This window comes from Marinilabilia rubra (assembly GCF_003121985.1).
Taxonomy (GTDB): domain Bacteria; phylum Bacteroidota; class Bacteroidia; order Bacteroidales; family Marinilabiliaceae; genus Marinilabilia; species Marinilabilia rubra.
The window spans coordinates 457,750-480,860 of sequence record NZ_QEWP01000001.1; the positions used below are offsets into that span (position 1 = coordinate 457,750).

25 protein-coding genes are annotated in these 23,111 nt (G+C 40.6%); 10 read left to right on the plus strand and 15 right to left on the minus strand.

What is annotated here, in order from left to right; translation table 11 throughout:
* Positions 1 to 234 precede the first annotated feature (234 nt).
* The 3 genes from DDZ16_RS01870 to DDZ16_RS01880 all read left to right on the plus strand — a co-directional run bounded on the left by DDZ16_RS01870 (position 235) and on the right by DDZ16_RS01880 (position 2,061).
* Positions 235 to 1,146 carry a proline dehydrogenase family protein gene (locus DDZ16_RS01870; RefSeq protein WP_109262712.1) on the plus strand — a complete coding sequence of 304 codons (912 nt, stop codon included), beginning with the start codon at positions 235 to 237 and terminating at the stop codon, positions 1,144 to 1,146.
* 140 nt (positions 1,147 to 1,286) lie between these two features.
* Positions 1,287 to 1,457 carry a helix-turn-helix domain-containing protein gene (locus DDZ16_RS01875; RefSeq protein ID WP_109262713.1) on the plus strand — a complete coding sequence of 57 codons (171 nt, stop codon included), beginning with the start codon at positions 1,287 to 1,289 and terminating at the stop codon, positions 1,455 to 1,457.
* A 154-nt stretch (positions 1,458 to 1,611) separates the two neighbouring features.
* The gene (locus DDZ16_RS01880; RefSeq protein ID WP_109262714.1) at positions 1,612 to 2,061 is read left to right on the plus strand and encodes an Hsp20/alpha crystallin family protein; all 450 of its coding nucleotides are present in this window, start codon (positions 1,612 to 1,614) and stop codon (positions 2,059 to 2,061) included.
* A 91-nt stretch (positions 2,062 to 2,152) separates the two neighbouring features.
* On the opposite strand, the gene ung is transcribed toward DDZ16_RS01880, so the two are convergent.
* Together ung and DDZ16_RS01890 are read right to left on the minus strand one after the other, a co-directional pair.
* Positions 2,153 to 2,824, minus strand: a complete 672-nt coding sequence (gene ung / locus DDZ16_RS01885; protein ID WP_109262921.1) for a uracil-DNA glycosylase — start codon at positions 2,822 to 2,824, stop codon at positions 2,153 to 2,155.
* Between the two features lie 139 nt (positions 2,825 to 2,963).
* The gene (locus tag DDZ16_RS01890; RefSeq protein WP_109262715.1) at positions 2,964 to 3,566 is read right to left on the minus strand and encodes a superoxide dismutase; all 603 of its coding nucleotides are present in this window, start codon (positions 3,564 to 3,566) and stop codon (positions 2,964 to 2,966) included.
* A 191-nt stretch (positions 3,567 to 3,757) separates the two neighbouring features.
* On the opposite strand from DDZ16_RS01890, the gene DDZ16_RS01895 reads away from it, so the two are divergent.
* Positions 3,758 to 5,047: an MATE family efflux transporter gene (locus DDZ16_RS01895; protein WP_109262716.1), complete on the plus strand. Its 1,290-nt coding sequence runs from the start codon at positions 3,758 to 3,760 to the stop codon at positions 5,045 to 5,047.
* 9 nt (positions 5,048 to 5,056) lie between these two features.
* On the opposite strand, the gene DDZ16_RS01900 is transcribed toward DDZ16_RS01895, so the two are convergent.
* From DDZ16_RS01900 to DDZ16_RS01930, 7 genes are all read right to left on the minus strand, one after another.
* Entirely contained in the window at positions 5,057 to 5,806 is a 750-nt protein-coding gene (locus tag DDZ16_RS01900) for an ABC transporter ATP-binding protein (protein ID WP_109262717.1), read from the minus strand.
* Positions 5,806 to 6,921: an ABC transporter permease gene (locus DDZ16_RS01905; protein WP_109262718.1), complete on the minus strand. Its 1,116-nt coding sequence runs from the start codon at positions 6,919 to 6,921 to the stop codon at positions 5,806 to 5,808. The genes DDZ16_RS01900 and DDZ16_RS01905 overlap by 1 nt, the downstream gene beginning before the upstream one ends.
* A gap of 7 nt (positions 6,922 to 6,928) precedes the next feature.
* The gene (locus DDZ16_RS01910) at positions 6,929 to 7,549 is read right to left on the minus strand and encodes an ABC-type transport auxiliary lipoprotein family protein (RefSeq protein WP_109262719.1); all 621 of its coding nucleotides are present in this window, start codon (positions 7,547 to 7,549) and stop codon (positions 6,929 to 6,931) included.
* Position 7,550: 1 nt separating this feature from the next.
* A complete protein-coding gene (locus DDZ16_RS01915) occupies positions 7,551 to 8,555 on the minus strand; it encodes an MlaD family protein (RefSeq protein ID WP_109262720.1) in 1,005 nt (334 codons plus the stop codon).
* A gap of 37 nt (positions 8,556 to 8,592) precedes the next feature.
* Positions 8,593 to 8,883: a phosphoribosylpyrophosphate synthetase gene (locus DDZ16_RS01920; RefSeq protein WP_109262721.1), complete on the minus strand. Its 291-nt coding sequence runs from the start codon at positions 8,881 to 8,883 to the stop codon at positions 8,593 to 8,595.
* Positions 8,884 to 8,894: 11 nt separating this feature from the next.
* The gene (locus tag DDZ16_RS01925; protein ID WP_109262722.1) at positions 8,895 to 9,893 is read right to left on the minus strand and encodes a 2-hydroxyacid dehydrogenase; all 999 of its coding nucleotides are present in this window, start codon (positions 9,891 to 9,893) and stop codon (positions 8,895 to 8,897) included.
* A gap of 317 nt (positions 9,894 to 10,210) precedes the next feature.
* Positions 10,211 to 12,373 (minus strand): elongation factor G, encoded by a 2,163-nt coding sequence (locus DDZ16_RS01930; protein ID WP_109262723.1) that lies wholly within the window; start codon positions 12,371 to 12,373, stop codon positions 10,211 to 10,213.
* A 296-nt stretch (positions 12,374 to 12,669) separates the two neighbouring features.
* Between DDZ16_RS01930 and DDZ16_RS01935 the strand changes: the two genes are divergently transcribed.
* The gene (locus tag DDZ16_RS01935) at positions 12,670 to 13,020 is read left to right on the plus strand and encodes a DUF190 domain-containing protein (RefSeq protein ID WP_109262724.1); all 351 of its coding nucleotides are present in this window, start codon (positions 12,670 to 12,672) and stop codon (positions 13,018 to 13,020) included.
* Here the strand turns inward: DDZ16_RS01935 and DDZ16_RS01940 are convergent.
* The 6 genes from DDZ16_RS01940 to mutY form a co-directional block, all read right to left on the minus strand.
* On the minus strand, positions 13,011 to 13,751 hold the full coding sequence (locus tag DDZ16_RS01940) for a geranylgeranylglyceryl/heptaprenylglyceryl phosphate synthase (RefSeq protein ID WP_109262725.1): 741 nt from the start codon (positions 13,749 to 13,751) through the stop codon (positions 13,011 to 13,013). The genes DDZ16_RS01935 and DDZ16_RS01940 overlap by 10 nt on opposite strands.
* Positions 13,752 to 13,804: 53 nt before the next feature.
* Entirely contained in the window at positions 13,805 to 14,440 is a 636-nt protein-coding gene (locus DDZ16_RS01945; protein WP_109262726.1) for a 4'-phosphopantetheinyl transferase family protein, read from the minus strand.
* Between the two features lies 1 nt (position 14,441).
* Positions 14,442 to 15,029, minus strand: coding sequence for a gliding motility lipoprotein GldD (gldD, locus tag DDZ16_RS01950; RefSeq protein WP_109262727.1), 588 nt, complete (start codon positions 15,027 to 15,029; stop codon positions 14,442 to 14,444).
* Positions 15,026 to 16,354 carry a gliding motility-associated protein GldE gene (gldE, locus tag DDZ16_RS01955; RefSeq protein ID WP_109262728.1) on the minus strand — a complete coding sequence of 443 codons (1,329 nt, stop codon included), beginning with the start codon at positions 16,352 to 16,354 and terminating at the stop codon, positions 15,026 to 15,028. The genes gldD and gldE overlap by 4 nt, the downstream gene beginning before the upstream one ends.
* Before the next feature lie 23 nt (positions 16,355 to 16,377).
* The gene (locus DDZ16_RS01960; RefSeq protein ID WP_109262729.1) at positions 16,378 to 16,872 is read right to left on the minus strand and encodes a single-stranded DNA-binding protein; all 495 of its coding nucleotides are present in this window, start codon (positions 16,870 to 16,872) and stop codon (positions 16,378 to 16,380) included.
* Positions 16,873 to 16,946: 74 nt separating this feature from the next.
* Positions 16,947 to 18,017, minus strand: a complete 1,071-nt coding sequence (gene mutY, locus DDZ16_RS01965) for an A/G-specific adenine glycosylase (protein ID WP_232526527.1) — start codon at positions 18,015 to 18,017, stop codon at positions 16,947 to 16,949.
* 105 nt (positions 18,018 to 18,122) lie between these two features.
* Between mutY and DDZ16_RS01970 the strand changes: the two genes are divergently transcribed.
* The 5 genes from DDZ16_RS01970 (at position 18,123) to DDZ16_RS01995 (ending at position 23,000) form a co-directional block, all read left to right on the plus strand.
* Entirely contained in the window at positions 18,123 to 18,407 is a 285-nt protein-coding gene (locus DDZ16_RS01970) for an HU family DNA-binding protein (protein ID WP_109262731.1), read from the plus strand.
* Positions 18,408 to 18,641: 234 nt separating this feature from the next.
* Positions 18,642 to 20,192: an Rne/Rng family ribonuclease gene (locus tag DDZ16_RS01975; protein WP_109262732.1), complete on the plus strand. Its 1,551-nt coding sequence runs from the start codon at positions 18,642 to 18,644 to the stop codon at positions 20,190 to 20,192.
* Positions 20,193 to 20,274: 82 nt separating this feature from the next.
* Entirely contained in the window at positions 20,275 to 21,450 is a 1,176-nt protein-coding gene (locus DDZ16_RS01980; protein ID WP_109262733.1) for an aldo/keto reductase, read from the plus strand.
* Between the two features lie 13 nt (positions 21,451 to 21,463).
* Positions 21,464 to 22,312: a DUF6599 family protein gene (locus tag DDZ16_RS01985; protein WP_232526529.1), complete on the plus strand. Its 849-nt coding sequence runs from the start codon at positions 21,464 to 21,466 to the stop codon at positions 22,310 to 22,312.
* A 355-nt stretch (positions 22,313 to 22,667) separates the two neighbouring features.
* Positions 22,668 to 23,000: a hypothetical protein gene (locus tag DDZ16_RS01995; RefSeq protein WP_146192187.1), complete on the plus strand. Its 333-nt coding sequence runs from the start codon at positions 22,668 to 22,670 to the stop codon at positions 22,998 to 23,000.
* The last annotated feature ends 111 nt before the right edge of the window (positions 23,001 to 23,111 follow it).

Here is a 23,111-nt window from a genome sequence, read left to right on the forward strand (position 1 = left end):
ACTAAGTCAATCAGTAACTTAATCGTGAGATACGTCATTTTTTTTATGACCTGAAATTGGAATATTTACGTAAGTCCTTTCCGTTTTGTTTGTCTAAATAAGGTTTTTTAAGGACTTGCTCTGATTAATTTATAAGTCTTCACAATCAGTGATCGGACAATTGATCAGTTTTGCTTTGAATCATTTGTTTCACGACTTCAAACTTTGGGTTTGCGAGTCTTATTTTCAAAACGTATGGTCAATAAATTAATTGCATCGGTCCTTCCTCTCCTGCCTAAAAAATTCGTGTGGCTTTTTTCAAAACGTTATATCTCAGGTGAAACTCTTGATGATGCGATAAAGGCATCAAAGAAACTTGCTGGCCTTGGGATTAGGGTTACAGTCGATCATTTGGGTGAATACATTCGGGAGCTAAGTCAGGCTAAGGATGTAAAGGCTGTTTATCTGTCAATGATTGAGCGTTTCGAGGAAGAGGGCATTTCAGCTACTTATTCATTGAAGCCCTCTAGTTTTGGGTTGTTGTTGAATTTTGAGACTTGCTATTCTCATGTGCGGGAGATTATTGAAAAAGCTAAACAATACAACTCTTTTGTCAGAATAGATATGGAAGACAGCAGTTGTGTGGATGCCGAGATTGAACTTTACCACCGGTTGCTTCAGGAGTTTCCATCCAATGTGGGACTGGTTGTTCAGGCATACTTAAAGCGCACTCCTGGTGATTTGAAATACCTGGCTGCTTTTCATAGTTCCAACACACCGGTTAATATTCGTTTATGTAAAGGGATTTATATGGAATCGCCCGAAATTGCGATAAAAGACCGTAAGGCCATTAATAAGCAGTTTGCAGACTCGTTGGAGTTTCTTTTTGAAAAGGGTATTTATGTTGGGATAGCTACCCATGATCATGATCTGACTGATATTGCAGAAGAATTAATTGGTCAATACGGTTTGGGCGAAAGTGATTATGAATTTCAAATGCTCTATGGCGTAACTCCTGAGCTTCGTACTAATTTAGTAAAGAGAGGACATAAAATGCGGGTTTATGTTCCATTCGGGAAAGAGTGGTTTGGTTATTCAACCCGCCGTCTTAAGGAAAATCCAAAACTGGCATTCTATATTATAAAAGCACTTTTTAAGCATGGTTGATTGGTTATGGTGGTATTTGTATGAAAAATTAAAGGGCCGTTTCTCGTTTGAAACGGCCCTTTACACACAGGAATTGTTGGGAGGAAATAAAAAATGTTTCCGGGGTCAAAGATCTCCTTTTGCTCGCTTTTTAATGTTACTTGTATGTTATCCTTGTTTTAATTCCTTTTAAGCTGCGAATTGGTAAAGCCCGCGTTATTCGACTCAGTACTTTTGAAGCTATTTGCAAAGAGTTGAATTGTCAGCCTGGAGATATTCTGGAATGGACTCGAATTAGATGGATAGTCTTTGATCCTGGTGTGCCAAAATGACGCCTACTTGTAGTTTCTTGCGCCAAAATGACACCCAGAGCTTTCTAAGGGTGTCATATTTACTGATTTATGGTATTGGCATTTGGTTTGATGATATTAGGACAGAAACAAAAAACAATAAGTATCAAACCAAAAAAAATCGGAGGATATAGTTATGACAATTGTAAGGAGATTTAACAACCAAGTGCCCGACATCGCCAATATTTTTGATGACTTTTTTGGCGGAGATTTCTTCAATGCACCTGCTGCACGCCCAAACAGAATTTCAACTCCAGCTGTAAATGTGATGGAGAATGAGGAAGAATACGTTATTGAAGTGGCTGCGCCGGGGATGAAGAAAGATGATTTTAAAGTTGAGGTCAATAATAGTGTTCTTACCATCTCTGCTGAGACAGAAGAAAAGAACGAAGAAAAGGGTGAAGAGGAAGGCTACACACGTCGTGAATTTTGCTACTCTTCATTTACACGATCATTTGCCATCCCTAAAAATGAAGTAGACGAAGGAAAAATTGACGCTTCATACAAGGATGGTTTGCTGAAAATTAAATTGCAAAAACGAGATGAGGTTAAACCAAAACCTGCTCGTATGATTGAAATTAAATAATCAGTGTGAAAGAGTTTCGATGGACAAAAAAAGTGTTTGAGTGACTCTTTTTGATGTGTCCCCCTGTTTCTTTGAGGCAGGGGGATTTTTTTCACCAATTGATTTTGTCTAATCCTTTGTCGACCAGCCATTCATTCGCTTTTGAGAAGTGACGACAACCAAAGAAGCCTTTATCGGCAGAATAAGGTGATGGGTGTGCAGCTTGTAAAATAAGATGTTTTGAAGAGTCGATCAGTTCGGCTTTGTTTTTGGCATATCTTCCCCACAATAGAAACGCAACATGATCTTTGGTTTGGGATATCGTATTGATTACAGAATCGGTGAATTGTTCCCATCCTTTTCCCTGATGCGATGCCGGAGTTCGGGCACGGACTGTTAGTGTGGCATTAAGAAGTAAAACACCTTGTTGAGCCCATCTGGTTAAGTCTCCGTTGGCTGGCATCGGATTACCTGTGTCTTCTTTTATTTCTTTGAAGATGTTTATCAGTGAGGGGGGAGGATTGATCCCTTCCGGAACAGAAAAACACAATCCATGTGCCTGGCGTGGCCCATGGTAGGGATCCTGTCCGAGTATTACGACTTTAACTTCGGAGAGAGGTGTTTGGTTAAAGGCATTGAAAATTAAATGACCGGGAGGGAAAACTGTATTATGCCTCTTTTCTTCGATAAGGAATTTTTTTAAATCGGAAAAATAGGGAGCATTAAACGCATCGTTGAGAGCTAATCTCCAGCTTTCTTCAATTTTTGGTTTAATTTCAGGCATATTATAAATTGGGATGTTACTTCTATTTGTCAGGTCATTTACAAATATAAAAAAAAGCACCCCGGAAAAGTACTTTAGTCCGGAGTGCTTTTGCTATGAAAAATTATTGGTTGACTGACAAATGGTCTGTAAAATTGAATTAGCCTTTGAAAAGTTTAGCTACTTCATCCCAGTTAACAACCTCCCAGAAAGCATCAATGTACTCCGGACGTTTGTTTTGATATTTCAGGTAATAGGCATGTTCCCATACATCAAGACCGAGAATGGGGGTTCCTTTGAAATCCGAAAGATCCATCAATGGATTGTCCTGATTGGGGGTACTGCCAATAGCCAGTTGGCCGTCTTCTTTTTTTACCAACCATGCCCAACCTGAACCGAAACGGGTAGCAGCAGCATTGTTGAATTTTTCTTTAAACTCATCAAATGAGCCAAACTCACTCTCGATAGCAGATAGAAGCTCGCCGTCAGGTTTTCCGCCTGCATTGGGTCCCATTACTTTCCAGAAGAGGTTGTGGTTGTAGAATCCACCGCCATTATTTCGAACGGCTGTTGAGTGTTTTGAAACACCGGCCAGGAGGTCTTCAATGCTTTTGCCTTCCAGATCAGTTCCTTCGACAGCTGCATTTAGTTTGGTGGTATATCCGCCATGATGTTTACTATGATGAATTTCCATCGTACGTGCGTCGATGTATGGTTCTAATGCGTCGTAGGCGTAATTTAGTTTTGGAAGTTCAAATGCCATAATGTTTAAGTTTTATGATTATACAATCCTTTTATTTCAGATAACTTTGTCCAAAATTAATTCTTATTTGGATTTATTCCAAATAAAAGAGGCAAAAAATTGTTAAATGTTTTGATTTGGAGGTTTGACAAAATGCAATAGGTGTTTAAACTTCTCTTTTTACCTTTGCAGATTCATAAAAAAAATAAGAGATGAATAAGGAGATACTCAGACTCGCTATTCCAAATATCCTCACAAACTTAACCGTGCCTTTATTGGGGATGGTTGATCTTCATTTAATGGGGCATTTAAACTCCTCTGTATTTATGGGTGCGGTTGCTCTTGGGGGTGTTATCTTCAATTTTGTTTATTGGGGGTTTGCTTTCCTTAGAATGAGTATGAGTGGTGTCGCTGCACAGGCCTTTGGAAAAGGCAAGGATCAGGATATGGCGCTGGTTCTTCAGAGAGGGTTGATGGTGGCTTTTGGAGGTTCGGTATTACTCTTGATTTTGCAGGTGCCGCTTGCTAATCTTAGTTTTTGGCTGCTTGAGGGATCAGATGGAGTTAAAGCAATAGCGAGGGATTACTATTATATTCGCATTTGGGCTGCTCCGGCGGCTATTTCTTTAATGGTCTTTTATGGCTGGTTTCTGGGGATGCAGAATGCACTCTTCCCAATGATCATATCCGTTTCTGTAAATGTGATAAATGTAATTTGCAGTTTTTTGTTTGTACGAGTATTTCACATGAAAGCCGAAGGGGTAGCTCTTGGTTCCGTTGTCGGTCAATATGTGGGTTTGTTGATGGCTGTAGCATTTTTCTTTTTGAAATATCGTTGGGCTGCAGATTTTTTTACCGCCCAAATGGCACTTATTAAAAGAGGTTTTCGCCGGTTTATGAACGTGGGGGGAGATATTTTTATTCGAACACTGAGTGTGATTGCGGTATTTACATTCTTTACCTCCCGGTCGGCCGGAATTGGGAATGATACTCTTGCGGCCAATAGTGCGTTGCTTCAGTTTATGTTACTATTTTCATATTTTCTCGATGGCTTCGCTTTCGCCGGAGAGGCAATGGTTGGACGTTGGTTTGGGGCTAATGACAAGTCAACTTTAAATCGGACTATCGGGCACCTGTTTAAATGGGGGGTAGGTATGGCGATTCTGTTCTCAGCTTCTTATGCAATTGCCGGTAATCAGCTTTTGGCTTTTTTTACCGATCAGGCAGATGTCATTGAACGGGGTAGTCACTATTTACCATGGGTAATTGCTTTACCCATTGTGAGTTTTGCTTCCTATATTTGGGATGGGGTTTATATTGGAGCAACTGCATCGGTAGCCATGCGTAACAGCATGGTAATTGCTGCAATTGGGTTTTTCTTTGTCCCGTTTTTTATACTTTTCCCTGCGATAGGTAATCATGCTCTCTGGCTGAGTATGTTGTTATTTATGTTTTCCCGGGGAGTGTTTTTGACAATATTATTTCCTAAGCTGCTCAAATAATCAGAGGGACTATCTTTTTCCACCTGTTCCAACGGTGAAAAAGTCTTTTAATGCTTTCATTTCTGATTTTCGGGCTTCCTCAAGAGAACCATCGAACGCGATGATTCCGTTGTCAACAAAGAGAATTTTGTCTGCGATGCGCAGAATGCTCGAAACTTCGTGGGTTACCATCAAAACCGTCATTCCAAGTTGCTGGCGAAGTTTCAGAATTAAATCATCCAGACCGGCCAAAGAAACGGGATCCAGTCCTGCACCGGGCTCATCGCAAAATAAAAGTGGAGGGTCCATGATGATGGCTCGTGCCAATGCAGCTCTTTTTAACATCCCCCCACTCAATTGAGAGGGATAAAGGTAGAAAGCGTCTTCAAGGTTGACCAGGTTCAATTTGGTTCTAACCATGTCCTCAATTATTTCAGCCGGAAGATTGGTGTGTTGCTCCAGTGGAAGGGCAACATTTTCTCCAACCGAAAGGGAGTTTAAAAGGGCTCCGTTCTGATAAAAAACACCAAGTTTCTTGTAAAACCGAAGGTCGTCTTCGTCGACTTCTGCTAAATCGCTTCCAAAGACTGAGACAATATCTGACTTTACCGGAAAAAGCCCCAGAAGGTGTTTTAAAATTGTACTTTTTCCGGAGCCACTGCCTCCCAGAATGACTGTTATTTCTCCCTGGTTGACAGAGAAGGAGACGCCTTTCAGGACTTCCCGCTCATCGAAAGAAACCCTCAGATTATTGACTTCTATTATTCTTCCTTCTTCCATTAATAAAATATTAGTCCTAAAATACTGTCCGCAATTATGACCAATGTGATGGCAGCAACAACCGAATTGGTGGTAGATTTTCCTACTCCTTCGGCACCTTCCTCAACTTTGAACCCAAAGAACGTGCCCGTGACAACAATAATAAGGGCAAAAACAATGCTCTTAATAAGACTCGTTATGATGTCTTTTTGGTAAAGAGCTTCGGGCATTCGGTTGTAAAATATCTCCGGGCTGATGTCAAGGTAAAGATAGGCAGCTAGCGCACCTCCTCCAATTCCAGCAACACTGGCCAATACTGTGAGAAAGGGAAGTGTTATTAAACTGCCGTAAATTTTAGGAACCACCACAAATCTTATCGGGTTGAGCCCCATAGTTTTTAGGGCGTCGATTTCTGAAGTCACTTTCATGGTTGCAATTTCAGCAGCAATAGCAGATCCGCTTCGACCCGCAACTAAAATGGCTGTAATAAGCGGGCCCATTTCAGCCATCATGGCAATTACCGTGAGGTCAACGATGTAGATATTTGCTCCAAAATTCCTTAGCTGAGAGGACGATTGTAAGGCCAGTACCAATCCTATTATAAAAGCCATGGACATTACTATGGGAACTGCATTGACGCCAATTGAAACGGCTTGATTTACAAATTCCCCTTTGCGTCGTTGCTTGCTTTGGAATAAATCTTTTATGGACCAGAAGAGAATATCTGAAACCATGTAAAAGAAGGTCGTGACATATTCTGCCAATACATGGGTTGCTATGTCACCAATTTTTACTAAAAAAGACTCTTTTCGATGAGGTTTAGTAGTTTTTGAATCTACTGGTTTGAAAAGATCCAGCTTGCTTTGAATGTCTGATGAAGCATCTCTGATATTTAGTGAAATGCCGTATTTTTGGGCCATCCCTGATAGCGAGTGAACTGCCAGGGCACCTGCGCTGTCTATTTCTTTCACTTCGGATAAGTCAACAGAAATGTCGCCTGACTTTTTGTTCCGGAACAAAAGATCTGTTTGGTAAAGAAAATCCGGAGTATTATCGATAGTCAGTTTGGGGGCTATTCTTATAACATTTCCCTCCTCTGTAAACAAGTCGGATTGATTTGGCCTCTTTTTTTTCACGCCTGTTTTATTTATTCGCTGGTAGAGTTTTTCTTATTTGTTCTGAGAAACCACTTAGCTCTTCGTGCAGCATACGGCTTATAGCAGATGCCCAAAGATTCAAGTCGTTCTTTTTCAGCATTGTATTGCGTGTGACATTGTGAGAGGTTATTATGGTATCGGTTTTAGCATCAATGAGTTCTAAACGAATTCTTAGTCGGGCTTCAAACTTTTTCTTTTCGATGGTCCCCAACTCAAGCTTGAAAATGGTTGTTTTTAATTGGTAATCCGGCGTGACTTCCCAGAACCTGTCTGCCACCCTCTTGAATACCAGATGGGTTGAAAGATAGTCAATAATTAATGGTGTTAAAATCTCGGTCGGGCGAACCGCCCATTCGTGATTGCCAAAGTATCTAATCTGGTGTGAGGCATCACGCAAAACAATGCGCCTGCTTGCAAATGCCGGATAAACTTTGACTTCATCCACTTCACACCAGGCATCAATCATTTTACTTGAATCAGGCTGCAAATTGATCAGGCTGTCAGGCTCCTCAATCATGTAGTATTTTTTAACTATAGTCTTCTGACTTCCACAGCCTGATGATAATAGGAGTAACGATGCGAATATGAAAAATATAATGTGCTTCATATTAGTTTTTTAATTGTTCGTCAGGTAGATTTTTCCCTTTGCTTTTTCTGATGAGCAGAGAGGGGTTTTCATTGATTTTTCTTGATGCTTCATTGAGGTTTCGAAGGGTCGACCTCAAAAGATCCTGACTTTCGACAAAACCTTTGGTGCCTTCATTGATGTCATCATCAACCTTAATCAGCAATTCCTGAGTTCGTTGAACTACGCCGGCCAAATTCTCAATGAGTTGCGTAATGTTAGACTCTTTTAGTTTTGCCGAAATATCCCTGGCATTGCCAATGATGTCGGAAATGGAGTCGCTTCTGACCATGCGGTCAACCCGGGAAATGGTTTTTTCAATGGCTTGACTGGAAACGAGTACCGATTCACTAATTTGGTGAGCATTTAGTATTGTTGCTCTGAAATCATCCTGATTCTGATTGATTACGGTGTCCAGCCGAAGCAACGTTCTGTCTGCATCTGATGCAAGTTTACCGTATCGGGCAAGTGTCCGGGTGATTTTAGAAAGAGTATCCGGATGTGTTATTACCAGAAGATTGTTGAGAACATTTTCAACTTTCTCTGCAATAACCTCTGCTTTCCCTGTTATTTCAGAAGATAAGGAACTTCCGGGTTGAATATAAGATTCCGGGGCCAGAAGTCTGGTTTCATTGGTGCCACCTCGTATTTCGATGGCTTTCATTCCGGTTATGCCCATGGAAACAATGTCAGCTTTGCTGTCTTCCTTGATTGGTGTTCCCGATTTCAAAGAAAGCTCTAGAACAATGCTGGTGATATCCTTGGGATTAATTCTAATATCGGAAATTGTTCCTACATTAATTCCCAGGTATTTGACCGGACTTCCTACTTCCATGCCACTAACGGAAACATCTTGAAAGGCAACATAATATGTGTCACTCTTCTGAAACATTTCTCTGGCCGTAAAATATACGACCAGGAAAAGAAGAAGGGTGGAGCTGATGACAATAAAAATACCCAGTCTGACTTTTTTTGCTCGGTTATCCATATTTTGTTTTGAGGGATTTTATCAAAGATAATGATTTTTATATCCTCCCGGGAATTTTTTGAATGGTTTCAATGGCTTGCGAATGTTCCGAATTGAATGACATTACCAAAGTTCCCTTGATACCGTCATTGGCTTTAATCGCAAAGCATACCATTTCGTCAGCCGGGTCCGTTGGGCCTTCAAAACGATAAGACTTAACGATAGTCAACGCATCAGGGGCATATTTCTTTTTTGAACTCAATGCTTCAACACACTCCTCGGTAGCCCTGAAATTTTCGTCAAATCCTTCCTTGATCAATGTGTTGATGGCTTCTGATAAAGTATCCATGACAATAAATTTTAATGTTGTGGTGAAACTTGATTCTTAAGTTCTTTCCCTTGTTTAAAATCAAGAATGTTTTGTATGGTTGTTGTTGCTATTTGTTCCAAAGCTTCTCTTGTAAAAAAAGCCTGGTGAGACGTTATTAAAACATTTGGGAAACTCATCAGACGCATAATGTCCTCATCCTGTATGATGTTTTCTGACAGGTCTTTGAAAAATAAATCTTCTTCCTGTTCATAAACATCTATTCCCAAATAACCTATCCGGCCTTTTTTTAATCCTTTAATGGCATCTTTGGTGTTAATAAGGGCTCCGCGGCTGGTATTTATCAGCATTGCTCCCCGTTTCATTTGTTTTATGGTTTCTTTGTTTATCAAGTGCTTCGATTCGGGGGTCAATGGGCAATGAAGAGAAATGATGTCGGATTTCGACAGTAGTTCTTCTGTGTTTATATACTCAATGCCTTTGTCAATGAGTTCCTGGTTGGGGTAGGGATCTTGTGCAACTACTTTGCACCCTAATCCCTGCATGATTTTGGCAAACTCGACTCCGATTTTACCGGTGCCAATTACCCCTACTGTTTTACCGTTAAGATTAAATCCTGTCAGCCTTTCCAGTGAAAAGTTGCTCTCTCTTACCCTGTTGTAGGCTTTGTGGGTTTTTCGGTTTAGGGTTAATGTTAGTGCCAGGGCGTGCTCGGCAACGGCACTGGGGGAGTAGGCGGGTACTCTTACCACTTTTATGTTGTGCTTTTCAGCTGCTTCAAGATCAACGTTATTGAACCCTGCACATCTTAGGGCTATTATTTTATTGTTATGCTCAGCCAGTTTCTCTATGACGTCGGCATGAAGTTGGTCATTTACAAAAACACATACTCCATCAAAACCTTTGGTAAGTTCTGTGGTTTCGCAATTAAGTGTTCCATCAAAAAACGTCAGCTCTATTTCAGAATTTTCACTAAAATTTTCAAAATAATCTCTGTCATAAGATTTTGTATTGAAAAAAGCAATCTTCATATATTATCGTTTTTTAGTTAATGAAAAGTTAAGTATTCTTCTACTTTTGATCAAAAAATATTGAATCAGATTAAAATGTTGTACACTAAATTAACTCCTCATTGCCAATAGTGTTTACAATTCTCAGTTCATCTTTTACAATAGACTTGCAGTTGTTTGTGTAATGCTCAGGTTTTTAGTTTTATACGATTTGTTTTGCATCTTACCTGACTGCCTTCAGGCAGGTATCTAAAAATCTAAGGATCTATTGGTTTAGTAAATTACATAAAAAAAGGGTGTTCCGTCAAGAACACCCCTTCCCAGAATAATGAAAAAGCTTACTCTTCTTTTTCTTTCGATTGCTTTTCATAGTCAGTCAGCAACTGTTCCTGAATTTCAGGTGGAACTTTGTCGTATTTGCTGAATGACATGGTGTAAAATGCACGTCCACCGGTAAGAGAACTCAGTGATGTTGAATATTTGTTCATTTCTTTCAAAGGCACTTTAGCCTTGATTACTTCGAATCCTTTTTCGCTGTTCATGCCTTCAATAATGGCCCGGCGTCCTTGAAGGTCACTCATAACATCCCCCATGCGATCGGAAGGTACCCGAACTTCAACAGTATAAACAGGTTCCAGGATTTTAGGCCCTGCCTCTTTAAATGCTGTACTGAAAGCATGACGACCGGCTAGTTTAAAACTTATTTCATTGGAGTCTACCGGGTGCATCTTTCCATCGTAAACACATACCCGAATGTCGCGGGCATAAGAACCGGTCAGCGGACCTTCCTCCATTTTTTCCATTAACCCTTTTATAATTGCGGGCATAAACCGGTTGTCGATGGCGCCACCTACGATACAATTGCAGAACACCAGTTTGCCACCCCATTCAAGTTCAATTTCTTCTTTGTTACGAACGTTGACTTTGTATTCCTGGCCGTTAAATCTATAGAGGGTTGGATCAGGCATGCCTTCATAATAAGGTTCGATGATAAGGTGTACTTCACCAAACTGACCGGCACCACCCGATTGCTTCTTGTGACGATAGTCGGCACGGGCCTGTTTGGTGATGGTTTCCCGATAAGGGATGCGTGGTGTAAGAAATTCAATCGGTAGCTTGTCGTTGTTTTCAATGCGCCACTTCATGGTATTGAGGTGAAACTCTCCCTGCCCGTATACAATGGTTTGCTTAAGTTCTTTAGAGTATTCCACAACAATGGTTGGATCTTCCTCATGCATGCGCTGAAAGATTTCGCCCAGTCTTTCATCATCACTTTCATTTACAGGCCTTATTGCTGTTCTGTATTTTGGAGCAGGGTATTTTATGGGATCAAACACGTAGTCGCATCCTTTGGTATTGAGGGTGTGATTGGTTTTGGTCTCCTTTAGTTTAACGGTTGCACCAATATCGCCAGCCTGCAATTCTTCTACTTTATGGCGTGTGTTTCCAGCTACGCAATACAACTGTGACAGCCTCTCTTTTGAAGACCGGGTCATATTGACCAAATCCATGCCTTCGGAAACTTTTCCTGACATGACTTTGAAAAAACTAACCTCTCCCAGGTGAGGCTCTATGCTTGTTTTGAAAACAAATATTGAAGCAGGACCATTGGGGTCGCAGGCAACTTCCTCTCCTTTGCTGTTTTGCTTGGGAGGCATTTGAGATACCAGAGGAATAATGTTGCCCAGGAATTCCATCAAGCGCCGAACCCCCATGTCTTTGGCTGCTGAAACGCAGAACACAGGAAATAAATCCCGGGCTACCAGGCCTTTTCTTATGCCTCTTCTCATTTCCTCCTCGTCGAGAGAACCTTTGTCAAAGAAAAGCTCCATTAAATCCTCATCATTCTCGGCAGCAGCCTCAACCAACTCATTATGCAGCTCATCTGCTTTGGTTTTTTCGGACTCAGGAATTTCCAAAATTTCAGGTTCTCCGCCATCGGGTCCCCATTTGTACATTTTCATTTTGAGAACGTCAACCAAAGCATCAAAGCCGGTGCCAACAGTAATGGGATATTGCACAATGATAACTTTTCGGCCAAAAGCTTCCCGGGCCGTTTCCATAGTGTTCTCAAAATTGGCCTTTTCATGATCCAGCTGGTTTACAACGAAAATCACGGGTTTGTGGTAGGTGTCAGTATATCTGAAGAGGTTCTCTGTGCCTACCTCGATACCTTGTGCCGAGTTTAAAACCATCAATGCGGTATCGGTTACATTGAGAGCCGTGATGGCACCACTAATGAAGTCATCTGCGCCCGGAGAATCAATGAAATTCAGCTTTTTCTCCTGCCACTCGGTGAACAGTACGGACGAAAAAACCGAGTAGCCATATTCATGTTCTACCCGGTGATAATCCGAAATTGTATTATTATTTTCAATGTTACCTCTGCGTTTTACAACACCACCCTCGAAAAGCATTGCTTCTGCAAGGGTGGTTTTACCCGAGCCGCTACTGCCAAGTAGCGAGATGTTTTTGATTTGATCGGCCTGATATACTTTCATAGTAGTATAATTTTTAAAAAAGGTTAATAAAAATCGTTAAAAAGGGTCGACTGTAAAATTAATAAATCCTCAATAAGATACAAGTGTGAAACCTAAATTCTGATGCAGGAATGAAAAAATTTTGGCCAATACTGTTTTCTCTTAATAAGGCTGATTTGTATTCAAGCGACTTTTAAGTAGCCTTTAAATGAGGATATTTTGGACTTGATGTGATTACGTGGCCGCTTTTTGTAAAGTAAAATTGAATTTGTCAGCAGTAATCTGTAACTTGATTATCTGTTATCAAAACGAAGCCTATGAATCTCTCTGGTCAAGTTAAAAAGTTGAAAATTATTGTTGGAGAATCTGACAGAGTTTATCAACGGCCACTTTACGAGGCAATTGTTTATGCTGCTAAAAAGTATAAAATTGCCGGAGCTACAGTTTATCGGGGGATGCTCTCATATGGTGCCGAAAGTATTGGGCATAGTGGAAAAATATTTGCTTTGTCTGATGATGTACCTGTCATTATCAGTTTAGTAGATGTAAATGAGCGGTTAAGCGATTTTGCATTGATTATTAACCGACTCTTGGATAAAGCCGAGGCCGGAGGACTCATGACGCTTGAAGATGTGGAGGTTTTAAGATATGGGGAGTTCTACGAATGAAGGGTGATCTCGGTGAAAGTTTTGAGCAAATCAGGGCTTTTTTCAAGGGCGTTTCCTACTACCACAATATCAGCACCGCTATTGTAAGCATTTTCCAGTTTGTTGGGAGTGTCTATACCACCTCCGATCATTAATGGGACTGATAGTTGGTCTTTTACTTTTTCAATCATTTGGGAGGGAACAGGTTGATCAGCGCCACTTCCTGCATCCATGTAGATCATCTTTAAACCAAGCATTTGGCCTGCTAGTGCTGTGGCAAGGGCAATATCGGTTTTTTTTGCCGGAATGGGTTGAGTCTGGCTGATGTATTCAACAGAAGTAGGTGTTCCCCCGTCGATAAGCATATAGCCTGTTGAGATGGTTTCAATGCCACTTTTATGAATGGTGGGTGCAGCTGTTACATGAGCTCCGATAAGTAATTCGGCATTTCTTCCGGAAATCATAGATAAGAAAAGCAGAGCATCGGCTGCAAAAGAAATTTGGACGGGATGTCCGGGGTAAAGCACTACAGGAATCTCTGTCTTTTCTTTTAAAAACCGGACCACTTCATCTACCGGATAACTAGTGAGGCTGCCTCCTACGAGAATGAGCTGGGGTTTATAATGATTGATTAGTTTAGCCTGATCATCAAGTTGCTTTCCATGGCACTTGTCGGGATCTATCAACAAAGCCAGCATTTTTTTTTTATTTGTTCTGTAATTCTCTATGTATGCTTGTATCTTCACCCTCATTCTGTATTGGTTTAGGAAGCAAATATAAGTACTTTGATTGTTAATGTCAGATACTATAGAAGCCAGACCAGATAAAAATCATCAGTGCAGTAATATTTCAGCTTAATGTCGTATTCCACTTCTTTTAAATATAACTTAGCTTCAAAGCTACCTTCATCGTTTTCAGGGAAAAAGGGGGTTGTAATGATTTGGTCCTTAAATATAAGCCCGGGTTGCCCGGCTTTTTTAAAGATTGCTTCTTTTGCACACCATATAAGACCCAGCTGTTTCTCTTTTAATTCCGGTCTTAGAAATGTCTCTTTCTTCTGATTGAGGAAACGCCCGGCTACTTTGGTTATCCGCGGGGATGGAAATTCAATGTCGATTCCGGGCGTTGAATCGCAGGATACTGAAACGGCTGCGTAACCTTTTGTGTGGGAAATGCTTACATGTTCCCGGTGCCGGACGATGAATGGTTGTCCGTTTTCAAAATATCCGGTTTCCGGATAAACACCGGTCATTTGATAAATCAGGACTCTTGACGCCAGCCACTCCAATCTTCGTGGCTTGAAGGAAATCTTTTTTAAAAGCTCCTTCTCCGCGGTTTTTAACGGAGGCAGCAATTGTAATAACTTTTCCTCCTCTTCGTGGATGGCCCAAACGGCTATCCTGGTCGATTGGCTGACTTGTTTCTTGAAAAGGAGTGGCATTCTATAGGTCTTTCCAGTTAAGGGTTTCAATTAAATGGACAATGTCTTTTTCTACAAACTCAAGTACAGGAGCTATTGAATCTTTATTGGGGACTGAGTTGAAGTATAACGAACCTCTTAAAAAATGCTCAACACTGTCAGTAACAAAAAACTGCAGGGGTGAAGCGGTGTTGCCTTTTATTTCATACAGAATGCCGTAGACATTCTTTTCAGGAGCCTCAAACATTTTTTCCCGGATAGCGTCGGCTTTTACTGTATGCTTGAATGCCAATTCGCGGTTGTCCTCCAATAGTTGATAAAGGTTATTCTCAACTGACTTATAACTCATATGAACCTTTGCTCCAAAACGCGGAAAATTCAAATTGGCCCAGTATGGCTCATCTTTTGGTCCATGATCCGGTACCACTTCGGAGTAAACGGGATATTCAAAAGAATATGGTAATGTTGTGTCCAGCTTTGAATACTCTTTATCCGGGAGAGTGATTCTAAAATACCCTCTCGGCTTGGGGGCATAGTTGCTTCCGCATGATGAGAGAAACAAAATGCCTCCAGTAAATATAAAGCTGAATATGTGTTTGGCTTTTATCATGAATTCGGTTTTTGGACAAATTTCACTTTTTTTATTCGTCTCTTATCTGCTGCCAGAATGGTGAATTTATAGGGGCCGATTTCGATGATTTCATGTTTTTCCGGAATCACTCCTTTTACTTCCAGTAATAATCCTGCAAGCGTCTCTGCTTCTCCTTTGTAATCATCAAAGGCGTTTTCGTCGATTTCGGTTATTTTGGAAAAATCCTTTAGAAGGGTCTTTCCTTCAAATGCCAATGAACCATCTGGTTGGATAGAAAAGAAGTCCTCTTCTTCATCTAATTCGTCACTTATTTCCCCAACGATCTCTTCCAGGATATCTTCTAAAGTAACTATTCCGGATGTGCCGCCATATTCATCAACAACGATGGCCATGTGAATTTTGTTGGCCTGAAATTCGGATAAAAGATCGTTGATTCGTTTTGTTTCGGGGACATAATAGGCTGGGCGAATGAGGTCTTGCCATTTGAAGCCGTTGTCTTTTCCAAGGTGCGGAAGCAAGTCCTTTACGTAAAGTATGCCCTTTACATTATCAGGTGTTTCATCAAAAACGGGGATTCGGGAGTAGCCGGACTCTACAATAACCGATAAAACTTTGTTGAAATCGCTTCGGATTTCCAAATCGGTTACATCTACTCTGGCGGTCATGATTTCACCGGCATTTATATTGCCAAAGGTGACAATGCTTTTGAGAATATGTTTTTCCTCAAATATTTCATCACCGGTAAGATCGAGGGCGTCAGATATGTCGTCGAGAGACAAATTGCTGGCTCTTTGAGCTGCCTTGTTTTTAACATACTCTGATGATTTAACCAGAAGAATGCTTGCCGGCTTTAATATTTGAGCTGAAGTTTTAAGGGGAAACGCCATTCGTAATGCAAATTTACGAGGCGATTGACCTGCGAAAACTTTTGGCAAAATCTCACCGAAAAACAGTATAATGGCCGTGATTACGACCACATCAAAAATGAATTTCAGTGTAGTGCTGTCGCCGAATGAAATCAACTCTGATGAAATATAGGCTGATAAAATTACAATACCTACATTAATGAAGTTGTTAAGGATTAATATTGTAGCCAGAAGCAGTTCGGGCTTCTCAAGATGTTTGAGAACCTGATCGCTTTTTGCGGAGTTGTTGACTTTGAGGTGGTCAATGTCATCCGGCTTAAGGGAGAAAAATGCCACTTCTGAACCGGACACGAGCGCCGACCCCGCCAACAATAGCATGGTAGCTATTGTGGCTATTATAATGCTTGAGGATACGGGGTGGAGAATAATGTTTGTCGCCGATATGAAAAAAGGTGACAGAAATAACTCTGTTTCCAAGGAATGACTAATTTTTCAATTTACTAAAATGGCAAATCGTCTTCTTGTTGTTCAGCGTTATCATCACCGGCGCTGAAACCTTCATTGCCCGCTGATTGGCCTTGAGGGGCAAAGTCACCGCCTGAAGGAGCAGACTGATTTGCTTGATTTCCGCCCTGAGCAGGACTATCGCCCATGGCTGGATTGTCTGATTTACGTCCCAGAAGCTTAAGGGTTTCGGCAATTACTTCGGTAATATATTTGGTGGTTCCGTCCTGTTCATAGGAGCGGGTCCGCAACTTACCTTCAATGTATAGCTGAGTGCCTTTGCGAATATATGATTCCGCAACTTTTACCAGCCCTCGTCTAACGGTAATATTATGCCACTCGGTTCTTTCCGGAATTTGTTTCCCGTCACGCGTGGTAAAACCAGGTTCAGTGGTGGCCAGCGGGAAGTTTGCTACACCTTCATTGTTGTCAAAATATCTTACGTCAGGGTCTTTCCCTACGTTTCCAACCAAAATTACTTTGTTAATCATTTTATGGGTTTTTTGGATTCCAATCAGCTAAAGTACTAAACTTTTGGCTGCGTTTCATAATGGAATGCTACTTTTTATAATATATTTTTCAGGTTTTCCCGGATTAACTGGGGAAAGGGGATTTTAGGTACATCTTCTTTTTTGATTTCTTCTGTGGCGATTTCATCAAAAAACTCGGGGAGATTTTCGGTTGTTGGCCACTTTATTCTATAAAAAACGGCATGCAGTTCCTGATGGGTTAGTAGATGTTTCTTCTCATGCGCCTTTTTGGCTGTTACCTTAACTCCGGTACCTTCTTCGATAAGTTCAACAATTTTGTTTTTTGGGGTTCGCTTGCTGGTTTCAAGCAATGGGAACTGATAGAGTCCTTGCCAAATGTCTTGTTTTGCCCTTTTTTGAACAATGGTTTTATTGCCTTTTATAATGATGAGGTAGTTGAAAAATCTTTTCTTTCTGATTATTTTCTTTTGTTTTACCGGGAAGCGGTTTTGAGACTTTGTGCCATAAGCTTTACAGTGATTTACAACCGGGCATTCATCGCATTTTGGATTGGCCGGTTTGCAAATTAGTGCACCCATTTCCATAATGGCTTGGTTGTGAGTAGCCGGATCGGCCCGGTCGAGAAGATTATCTGCCAAATTGTAGAAGTATTTTTTTCCTTCTGTAGAGTCAATAGGGATCTCTTTGGCGAAAAGCCGTGATAGCAAGCGGTAAACATTTCCATCTACTACCGGATAGGGGAGCCTGAAAGCGAAAGAAGCAATTGCAGCAGCCGTATAAGGCCCAACCCCTTTTAAAGTCCTGATTTTTTTGTATGTTTGCGGCATCAAACCATTGTGTTCGTTTATAATGGCCTTTGCAGCATGATGAATATTTCTTGCTCTGGAGTAATACCCCAACCCTTGCCATTGTTGCATTAACTCAGTTTCTGTAGCCCTGGCAAGTGTCTGAACGTCCGGAAACCGTTTAATGAAATTACGATAGTATTCCAACCCTTGTTTAACCTGGGTTTGTTGCAGGATGATTTCGGAGATCCAAATTTTATATGGATCCTTGGTCTCCCTCCAGGGGAGCTGTCGGCCGTTCTCACAATACCATTCTCTGATTAATTTGGGGAAATTGGTCATTATTAAAATTTTATGCAAAAATAAGGGTTTTGTTTTTTTTCTTATGGAATTCCTTTATCTTTGCATTCTGAAATTCCAAAAATGAGGTCTAATTAGTTGAAAATTAAATAATTTAATAAAGAGATGACAAAGGCTGATATTGTTAACGAGATTTCGAAAAATACTGGAATTGAGAAGGTTACAGTTCAGAAGACTGTTGAGGCCTTCATGGAAACAGTAAAAGGGAACCTTGTAAAAGGCAAGAATGTGTACCTGAGAGGGTTTGGAAGTTTTATCGTAAAGAAACGTGCAGAAAAAACTGCCCGTAATATTTCCAAAAACACCACTATTATTATTCCCGAACATTTTATTCCTTCGTTTAAGCCTTCCAAGAGCTTTGTTACGAAAGTGAAGAACAATGTTGATTAAAGATGTTTAACTGCTAAATCGAAATGCTATGCCAAGCGGAAAAAAAAGAAAACGGCATAAGATGTCAACACACAAAAGGAAAAAAAGACTCAGAAAAAATCGTCATAAGAAGAGAAAGTAGTCTTTTGAACCTATAAGATTTAAAAAGAACAAACAGCCATGGGGCTGTTTGTTCTTTTGTTGTATTTATAAAATCGCTCTTTGAAATAATTTTTATTTAACTTAATTCGTATTGTGAGTGCTGAACTATTTGTAGATGTAACTCCCAGCGAACTTGTTATTGCTTTGCTTGAAGATAAACGCTTAGTTGAACTAAGGCGTGAACAAAGCAATGTCAAATTCGCAGTTGGCGATATTTACCTTGGGAAAGTTAAAAAGATCATGCCCGGGTTGAATGCAGCTTTTGTAGATGTTGGTTATGAGAAAGATGCCTTTCTCCATTATCTGGATCTGGGGCCTCAGTTTCAAAGTCTGAATAAATATCTCAAGCTGGCCAAAACCAAAAAGGGGAGTGTCTCATTGCACAAGTTCAAACCGGAAAAAGATATCAATAAAAACGGTACTATTTCTGAAGTACTAACCGGTGGACAGGAAGTCCTTGTTCAGGTTGCAAAAGAGCCTATCTCCACTAAAGGACCGAGGCTTACTTCTGAAATTTCTATTGCTGGTCGAAATCTCATTCTTATTCCTTTCTCAGACCGAGTGTCGGTGAGTCAGAAAATCGATTCTCCAGAAGAACGAAGTCGTCTTAAACGCTTATTATTAAGCATTAAACCTAAAAACTACGGTGTCATTATTCGTACCGTAGCTGAAGGTAAAAGGGTTGCAGAGCTGGATAAAGAACTTCGTACCCTCGTAAAACGATGGGAAGATAGCACCAATAAAGTACGTGACGTCAAATCCCCCGGACTTGTTTTGGGCGAGGTTGGTCGTACTTCTGCTATTTTGCGTGATCTTCTCAATCCTTCATTTCAATCGGTATTTATCAATGATACCGAGATCTTCAGGGAAGTTAAAGAGTATGTTGAATTAATTGCTCCCGGTAGAGAAAAAATTGTAAAGCTTTATAAGGGGAATGCCCCTCTATTTGACCAGTTTGGAATAGAAAAACAAGTTAAAGCCCTCTTTGGGCGGACGGTATCGTTTAAAAGTGGTGCTTATCTGATAATCGAACACACCGAAGCGCTTCATGTTATTGATGTGAACAGTGGAAACAGATCCAGATCGGCTTCCGATCAGGAAACTAATGCTGTTGAGGTTAATGTTGCTGCTGCCGAGGAGATTGCCAGGCAGCTTAGGTTAAGAGATATGGGTGGCATTATTGTGGTCGATTTTATTGATATGCAAACCTCCGAACACCGGCAACGTGTTTTTGAGAAAATGAAGGAGGCCATGGACTCTGACAGGACTAAGCATAATATCCTGCCGCTGAGTAAATTTGGCCTTATGCAGATTACCCGCCAACGAGTGCGACCCGAAATGCATATCCAGACTAGTGAAAAATGTCCGGTATGCAAAGGATCAGGTGAAATAACACCTTCCGTTTTGTTGGTTGATACTCTGGATGATAAAATCCGGTTTGTTGTGCAAGAGCTTAAGAAGAAGAATTTGACCCTGTGGGTGCATCCCTATATTTATGCCTATTTAAAACAAGGTTTTCCATCACAAATTTTAAAATGGAAATTTGATCTTGGATTTGGCATAAAGGTGAGACCCTCCGACTCTCTTGCATTTTTAGAATACAAGTTTTTTGATCAAGATAATAAAAAGGTCGATCTCAGTTGAGATCGACCTTTTTTGCTTTTATGCCATTTGCTGCTTATATTTAAACTGTTATGTTATGGTCAAATTTTAAAAGTGCAGACAAATGGACAAATCATCTTTGAATAGGCGTAATTTTTTGCGCCTGGGGGCTGCTGCTACGGCAGGCTTCGCAACTTCTTCTCATGTTACCGGTGCAACTGAAAAGACTTCTTCTAAAACAGACAAAAAAATCATTACCCGGCAGTTGGGAAATACCGGAATTTCTGTTCCCGTCGTTAGTATGGGCGTAATGAGAGCAGATAATTCCAATATTTTAAAAGCAGCCTATAATTTGGGAGTAAAGCATTTTGATACTGCTCATGGTTATCAGGAAGGTAGAAATGAGGAAATGGTGGGGGAATTTTTTAAAGACAAACCCCGGGATTCATTTATTGTGGCGACAAAGATCCATCCTTCAAAGGATGCATCCACCCAAGATTTTCTGGATATGCTTGAGGTAAGTCTTGAGAGACTTCAGATGAGTTATGTTGATATTTTGTATCTACATGCTGTGAATGATGAAGAGTATCTTCATAACCCCAAATTTATGGCGGCTATGAAGAAAGCTAAAGAAGAAGGAAAGGCTAAACACCTTGGTTTCTCTACTCACCGCAATATGGCGAAATTGATTAATTCAGCTGTTACCCGTGGCTTTTATGGGGTAATTTTGACCTCCTATAACTTTCGCCATGTTGACAATACTGAACTTAATGAGGCGATAAAAAAGGCCCATAATGAGGGAGTTGGCATTATTGGTATGAAAAATATGGCTGGTGGATTTCTGGACGAAGAAAAAACCAAGCCGGTTAATGGCAAAGCAGCTCTTAAGTTTGCTTTATCTAACCCACATATACATACCTGTATTCCTGGTATTTCATCGTACGAAATGCTGATGGAGAATTGGTCTGTTGCTAAGGATGTAAATCTGAGCCCTTCCGAGAAGCAGGACCTTGAATTGGCATCAAACGAAACTGGAATGTATTGTACTGGTTGTGATACTTGCGCCGGCCAATGCAAAAGAGATTTGCCGGTGTCGGATCTGATGCGATCCTATATGTACAACTATGCGTATGCTTATCCAGCAAAAGCTCGTGAAACGGTTGTTGCTCTTGGTGTTTCTGATAGCCCCTGTGACGATTGTGATGAATGCTCCGTTAAGTGTCAGTCCGGGTTCGATGTCAGAAACCGGATCACCAATATCGCAAGGATCCAAAATGTTCCCAACGAATTTCTTGTATAAATTTACAACCATTATGATGAAGTTATATTTAATTCCTTTACTGACCGCCTTTTGCTTTATGGCAAAGGCGGCTTCTTTTGATCCTCCTCAAATCCCAGGCTGGCTGCAGGATGGAGATGTTGAGGTTTTTGATAAGGACAATTTATTCAATCACATTAACGGTGCTTCAGAGTTTTACTTTAGCTATAATTTTCAAAAGCTATGGGTGACACGCTATAAAAAGGATGAAGCCGAAATGACGCTGGAGGTTTACGACCATGGAGATATTGTTCATGCCTATGGCATTTACAGTATGGAGCGGCCTCCCGAAGCTGATGTTAAGGATATTGGGGCACAAGGATACTATGAAGAATCCATCCTGAATTTTGTGGCTGGACGTTACTATGTAAAAATGAATGCCTACCGTGAGCCCAATGCTGCTCTGGGGGTGTTGATGAGCACGGCACGCATGGTCTCTGAAAGAATGGCAGATGATCCGTCGCTTCCAGAGATTGTAAGAGCCATGCCCGGCGACCAACTAGTACCCAATTCCCGTCAGTTTGTTTCCAATACTTTTATGGGACTTGAATTCCTCGGTAGTGCTTATCGCGCCAAATATAGTAATGATGATGGCGAACTTACACTTTTTGTTATGGAGCGTGACTCTAAATCAGATATCGAAAACCTCTTATTAAAATATCACGAATTTGCCCAGACGGATGTTTCGGTCCTTTCGGAAGGTGATTATGTTATTGAAGATCCTTTTAATGGTACTATCCATTTATCCTGGATTGGAAATTATATTATTGGCTTCTCAGGAGATGATTTAAAATCTTTACGAGAACGAATTGCTGCTGAGATGGAAAGGAACCTGGGTGTTTGAGGGAGAAAGGTTTGAATCATTAATATTATCTTTTCTTTCATCCTTGAAAAACATCCTTTACGGCAAAGGTTGGAGAATATTTAGGTATGGCGGATTCTTTGGCAAGGAAAGCAGCAGAGCTGAGCATCGATCCGCCATTGTTTATATTATGGACCTGTTTGAGTTTTGTTGTAATGTTTTTATTGATTCATGTATTAAAAAAGCTTGTTTGATCGCCTTGTTCTTTTTGCTAACTATTGCCAATGGACTTGGACAAGAGCGATCTGACTCAGTATCTGTCAACTTTTATGTGGATAATGAAATTCAGAATGTCGACTCTTCTTTTTTTCTTGAATTTCATGCCTCCGGCTAATTGTTGGTGGAGTATCCTTACAAAGGGAAACTGAAAATCCCTGATCTTGGAGAAAGAGAGTTTGTGAAGCTGGCATTTGTTTATGAGGATTCAACAATTGTTACCATTGAGGTTTCTATCAAAGATCATCTGGTTTGCTCTGGAAAGGTATCCTGGGTTTTAGGAATTGACTCCGTCCCTTTTGATAAAAGGTACTTGAAAGGCTTCCCAGTATGGAAGACAACCACAAAAGTCTTCTTTTGGAATAATGTTTCCGATGGTATAGAGGATCTTTTGGTTATTCCTTTAAATGGAAGTCCTGAAATAAATTTTCCAATTTTTGAAGAAGACTTTTAGTTCGGCAAAGTTTGCAACTTCGTCGCAAAAAGTAAGCTCTATACCTTTAAATGCCCTTTTATGCCTGAGATAGTTAAATCATTAAGACCAAGACAGCCCCTCAAATCCTAA

What these genes read in the sequence shown, in the direction of transcription:
- DDZ16_RS01870 (WP_109262712.1), top strand. Translation starts at nt 235, where the DNA reads ATGGTCAATAAATTAATTGCATCGGTCCTTCCTCTCCTGCCTAAAAAA.
- DDZ16_RS01880 (WP_109262714.1), top strand. Translation starts at nt 1,612, where the DNA reads ATGACAATTGTAAGGAGATTTAACAACCAAGTGCCCGACATCGCCAAT.
- ung (WP_109262921.1), bottom strand. Translation starts at nt 2,824, where the DNA reads ATGCCTGAAATTAAACCAAAAATTGAAGAAAGCTGGAGATTAGCTCTC.
- DDZ16_RS01890 (WP_109262715.1), bottom strand. Translation starts at nt 3,566, where the DNA reads ATGGCATTTGAACTTCCAAAACTAAATTACGCCTACGACGCATTAGAA.
- DDZ16_RS01895 (WP_109262716.1), top strand. Translation starts at nt 3,758, where the DNA reads ATGAATAAGGAGATACTCAGACTCGCTATTCCAAATATCCTCACAAAC.
- DDZ16_RS01900 (WP_109262717.1), bottom strand. Translation starts at nt 5,806, where the DNA reads ATGGAAGAAGGAAGAATAATAGAAGTCAATAATCTGAGGGTTTCTTTC.
- DDZ16_RS01910 (WP_109262719.1), bottom strand. Translation starts at nt 7,549, where the DNA reads ATGAAGCACATTATATTTTTCATATTCGCATCGTTACTCCTATTATCA.
- DDZ16_RS01915 (WP_109262720.1), bottom strand. Translation starts at nt 8,555, where the DNA reads ATGGATAACCGAGCAAAAAAAGTCAGACTGGGTATTTTTATTGTCATC.
- DDZ16_RS01920 (WP_109262721.1), bottom strand. Translation starts at nt 8,883, where the DNA reads ATGGATACTTTATCAGAAGCCATCAACACATTGATCAAGGAAGGATTT.
- DDZ16_RS01925 (WP_109262722.1), bottom strand. Translation starts at nt 9,893, where the DNA reads ATGAAGATTGCTTTTTTCAATACAAAATCTTATGACAGAGATTATTTT.
- DDZ16_RS01930 (WP_109262723.1), bottom strand. Translation starts at nt 12,373, where the DNA reads ATGAAAGTATATCAGGCCGATCAAATCAAAAACATCTCGCTACTTGGC.
- DDZ16_RS01935 (WP_109262724.1), top strand. Translation starts at nt 12,670, where the DNA reads ATGAATCTCTCTGGTCAAGTTAAAAAGTTGAAAATTATTGTTGGAGAA.
- DDZ16_RS01940 (WP_109262725.1), bottom strand. Translation starts at nt 13,751, where the DNA reads ATGAGGGTGAAGATACAAGCATACATAGAGAATTACAGAACAAATAAA.
- DDZ16_RS01945 (WP_109262726.1), bottom strand. Translation starts at nt 14,440, where the DNA reads ATGCCACTCCTTTTCAAGAAACAAGTCAGCCAATCGACCAGGATAGCC.
- gldD (WP_109262727.1), bottom strand. Translation starts at nt 15,029, where the DNA reads ATGATAAAAGCCAAACACATATTCAGCTTTATATTTACTGGAGGCATT.
- DDZ16_RS01960 (WP_109262729.1), bottom strand. Translation starts at nt 16,872, where the DNA reads ATGATTAACAAAGTAATTTTGGTTGGAAACGTAGGGAAAGACCCTGAC.
- DDZ16_RS01970 (WP_109262731.1), top strand. Translation starts at nt 18,123, where the DNA reads ATGACAAAGGCTGATATTGTTAACGAGATTTCGAAAAATACTGGAATT.
- DDZ16_RS01980 (WP_109262733.1), top strand. Translation starts at nt 20,275, where the DNA reads ATGGACAAATCATCTTTGAATAGGCGTAATTTTTTGCGCCTGGGGGCT.
- DDZ16_RS01985 (WP_232526529.1), top strand. Translation starts at nt 21,464, where the DNA reads ATGATGAAGTTATATTTAATTCCTTTACTGACCGCCTTTTGCTTTATG.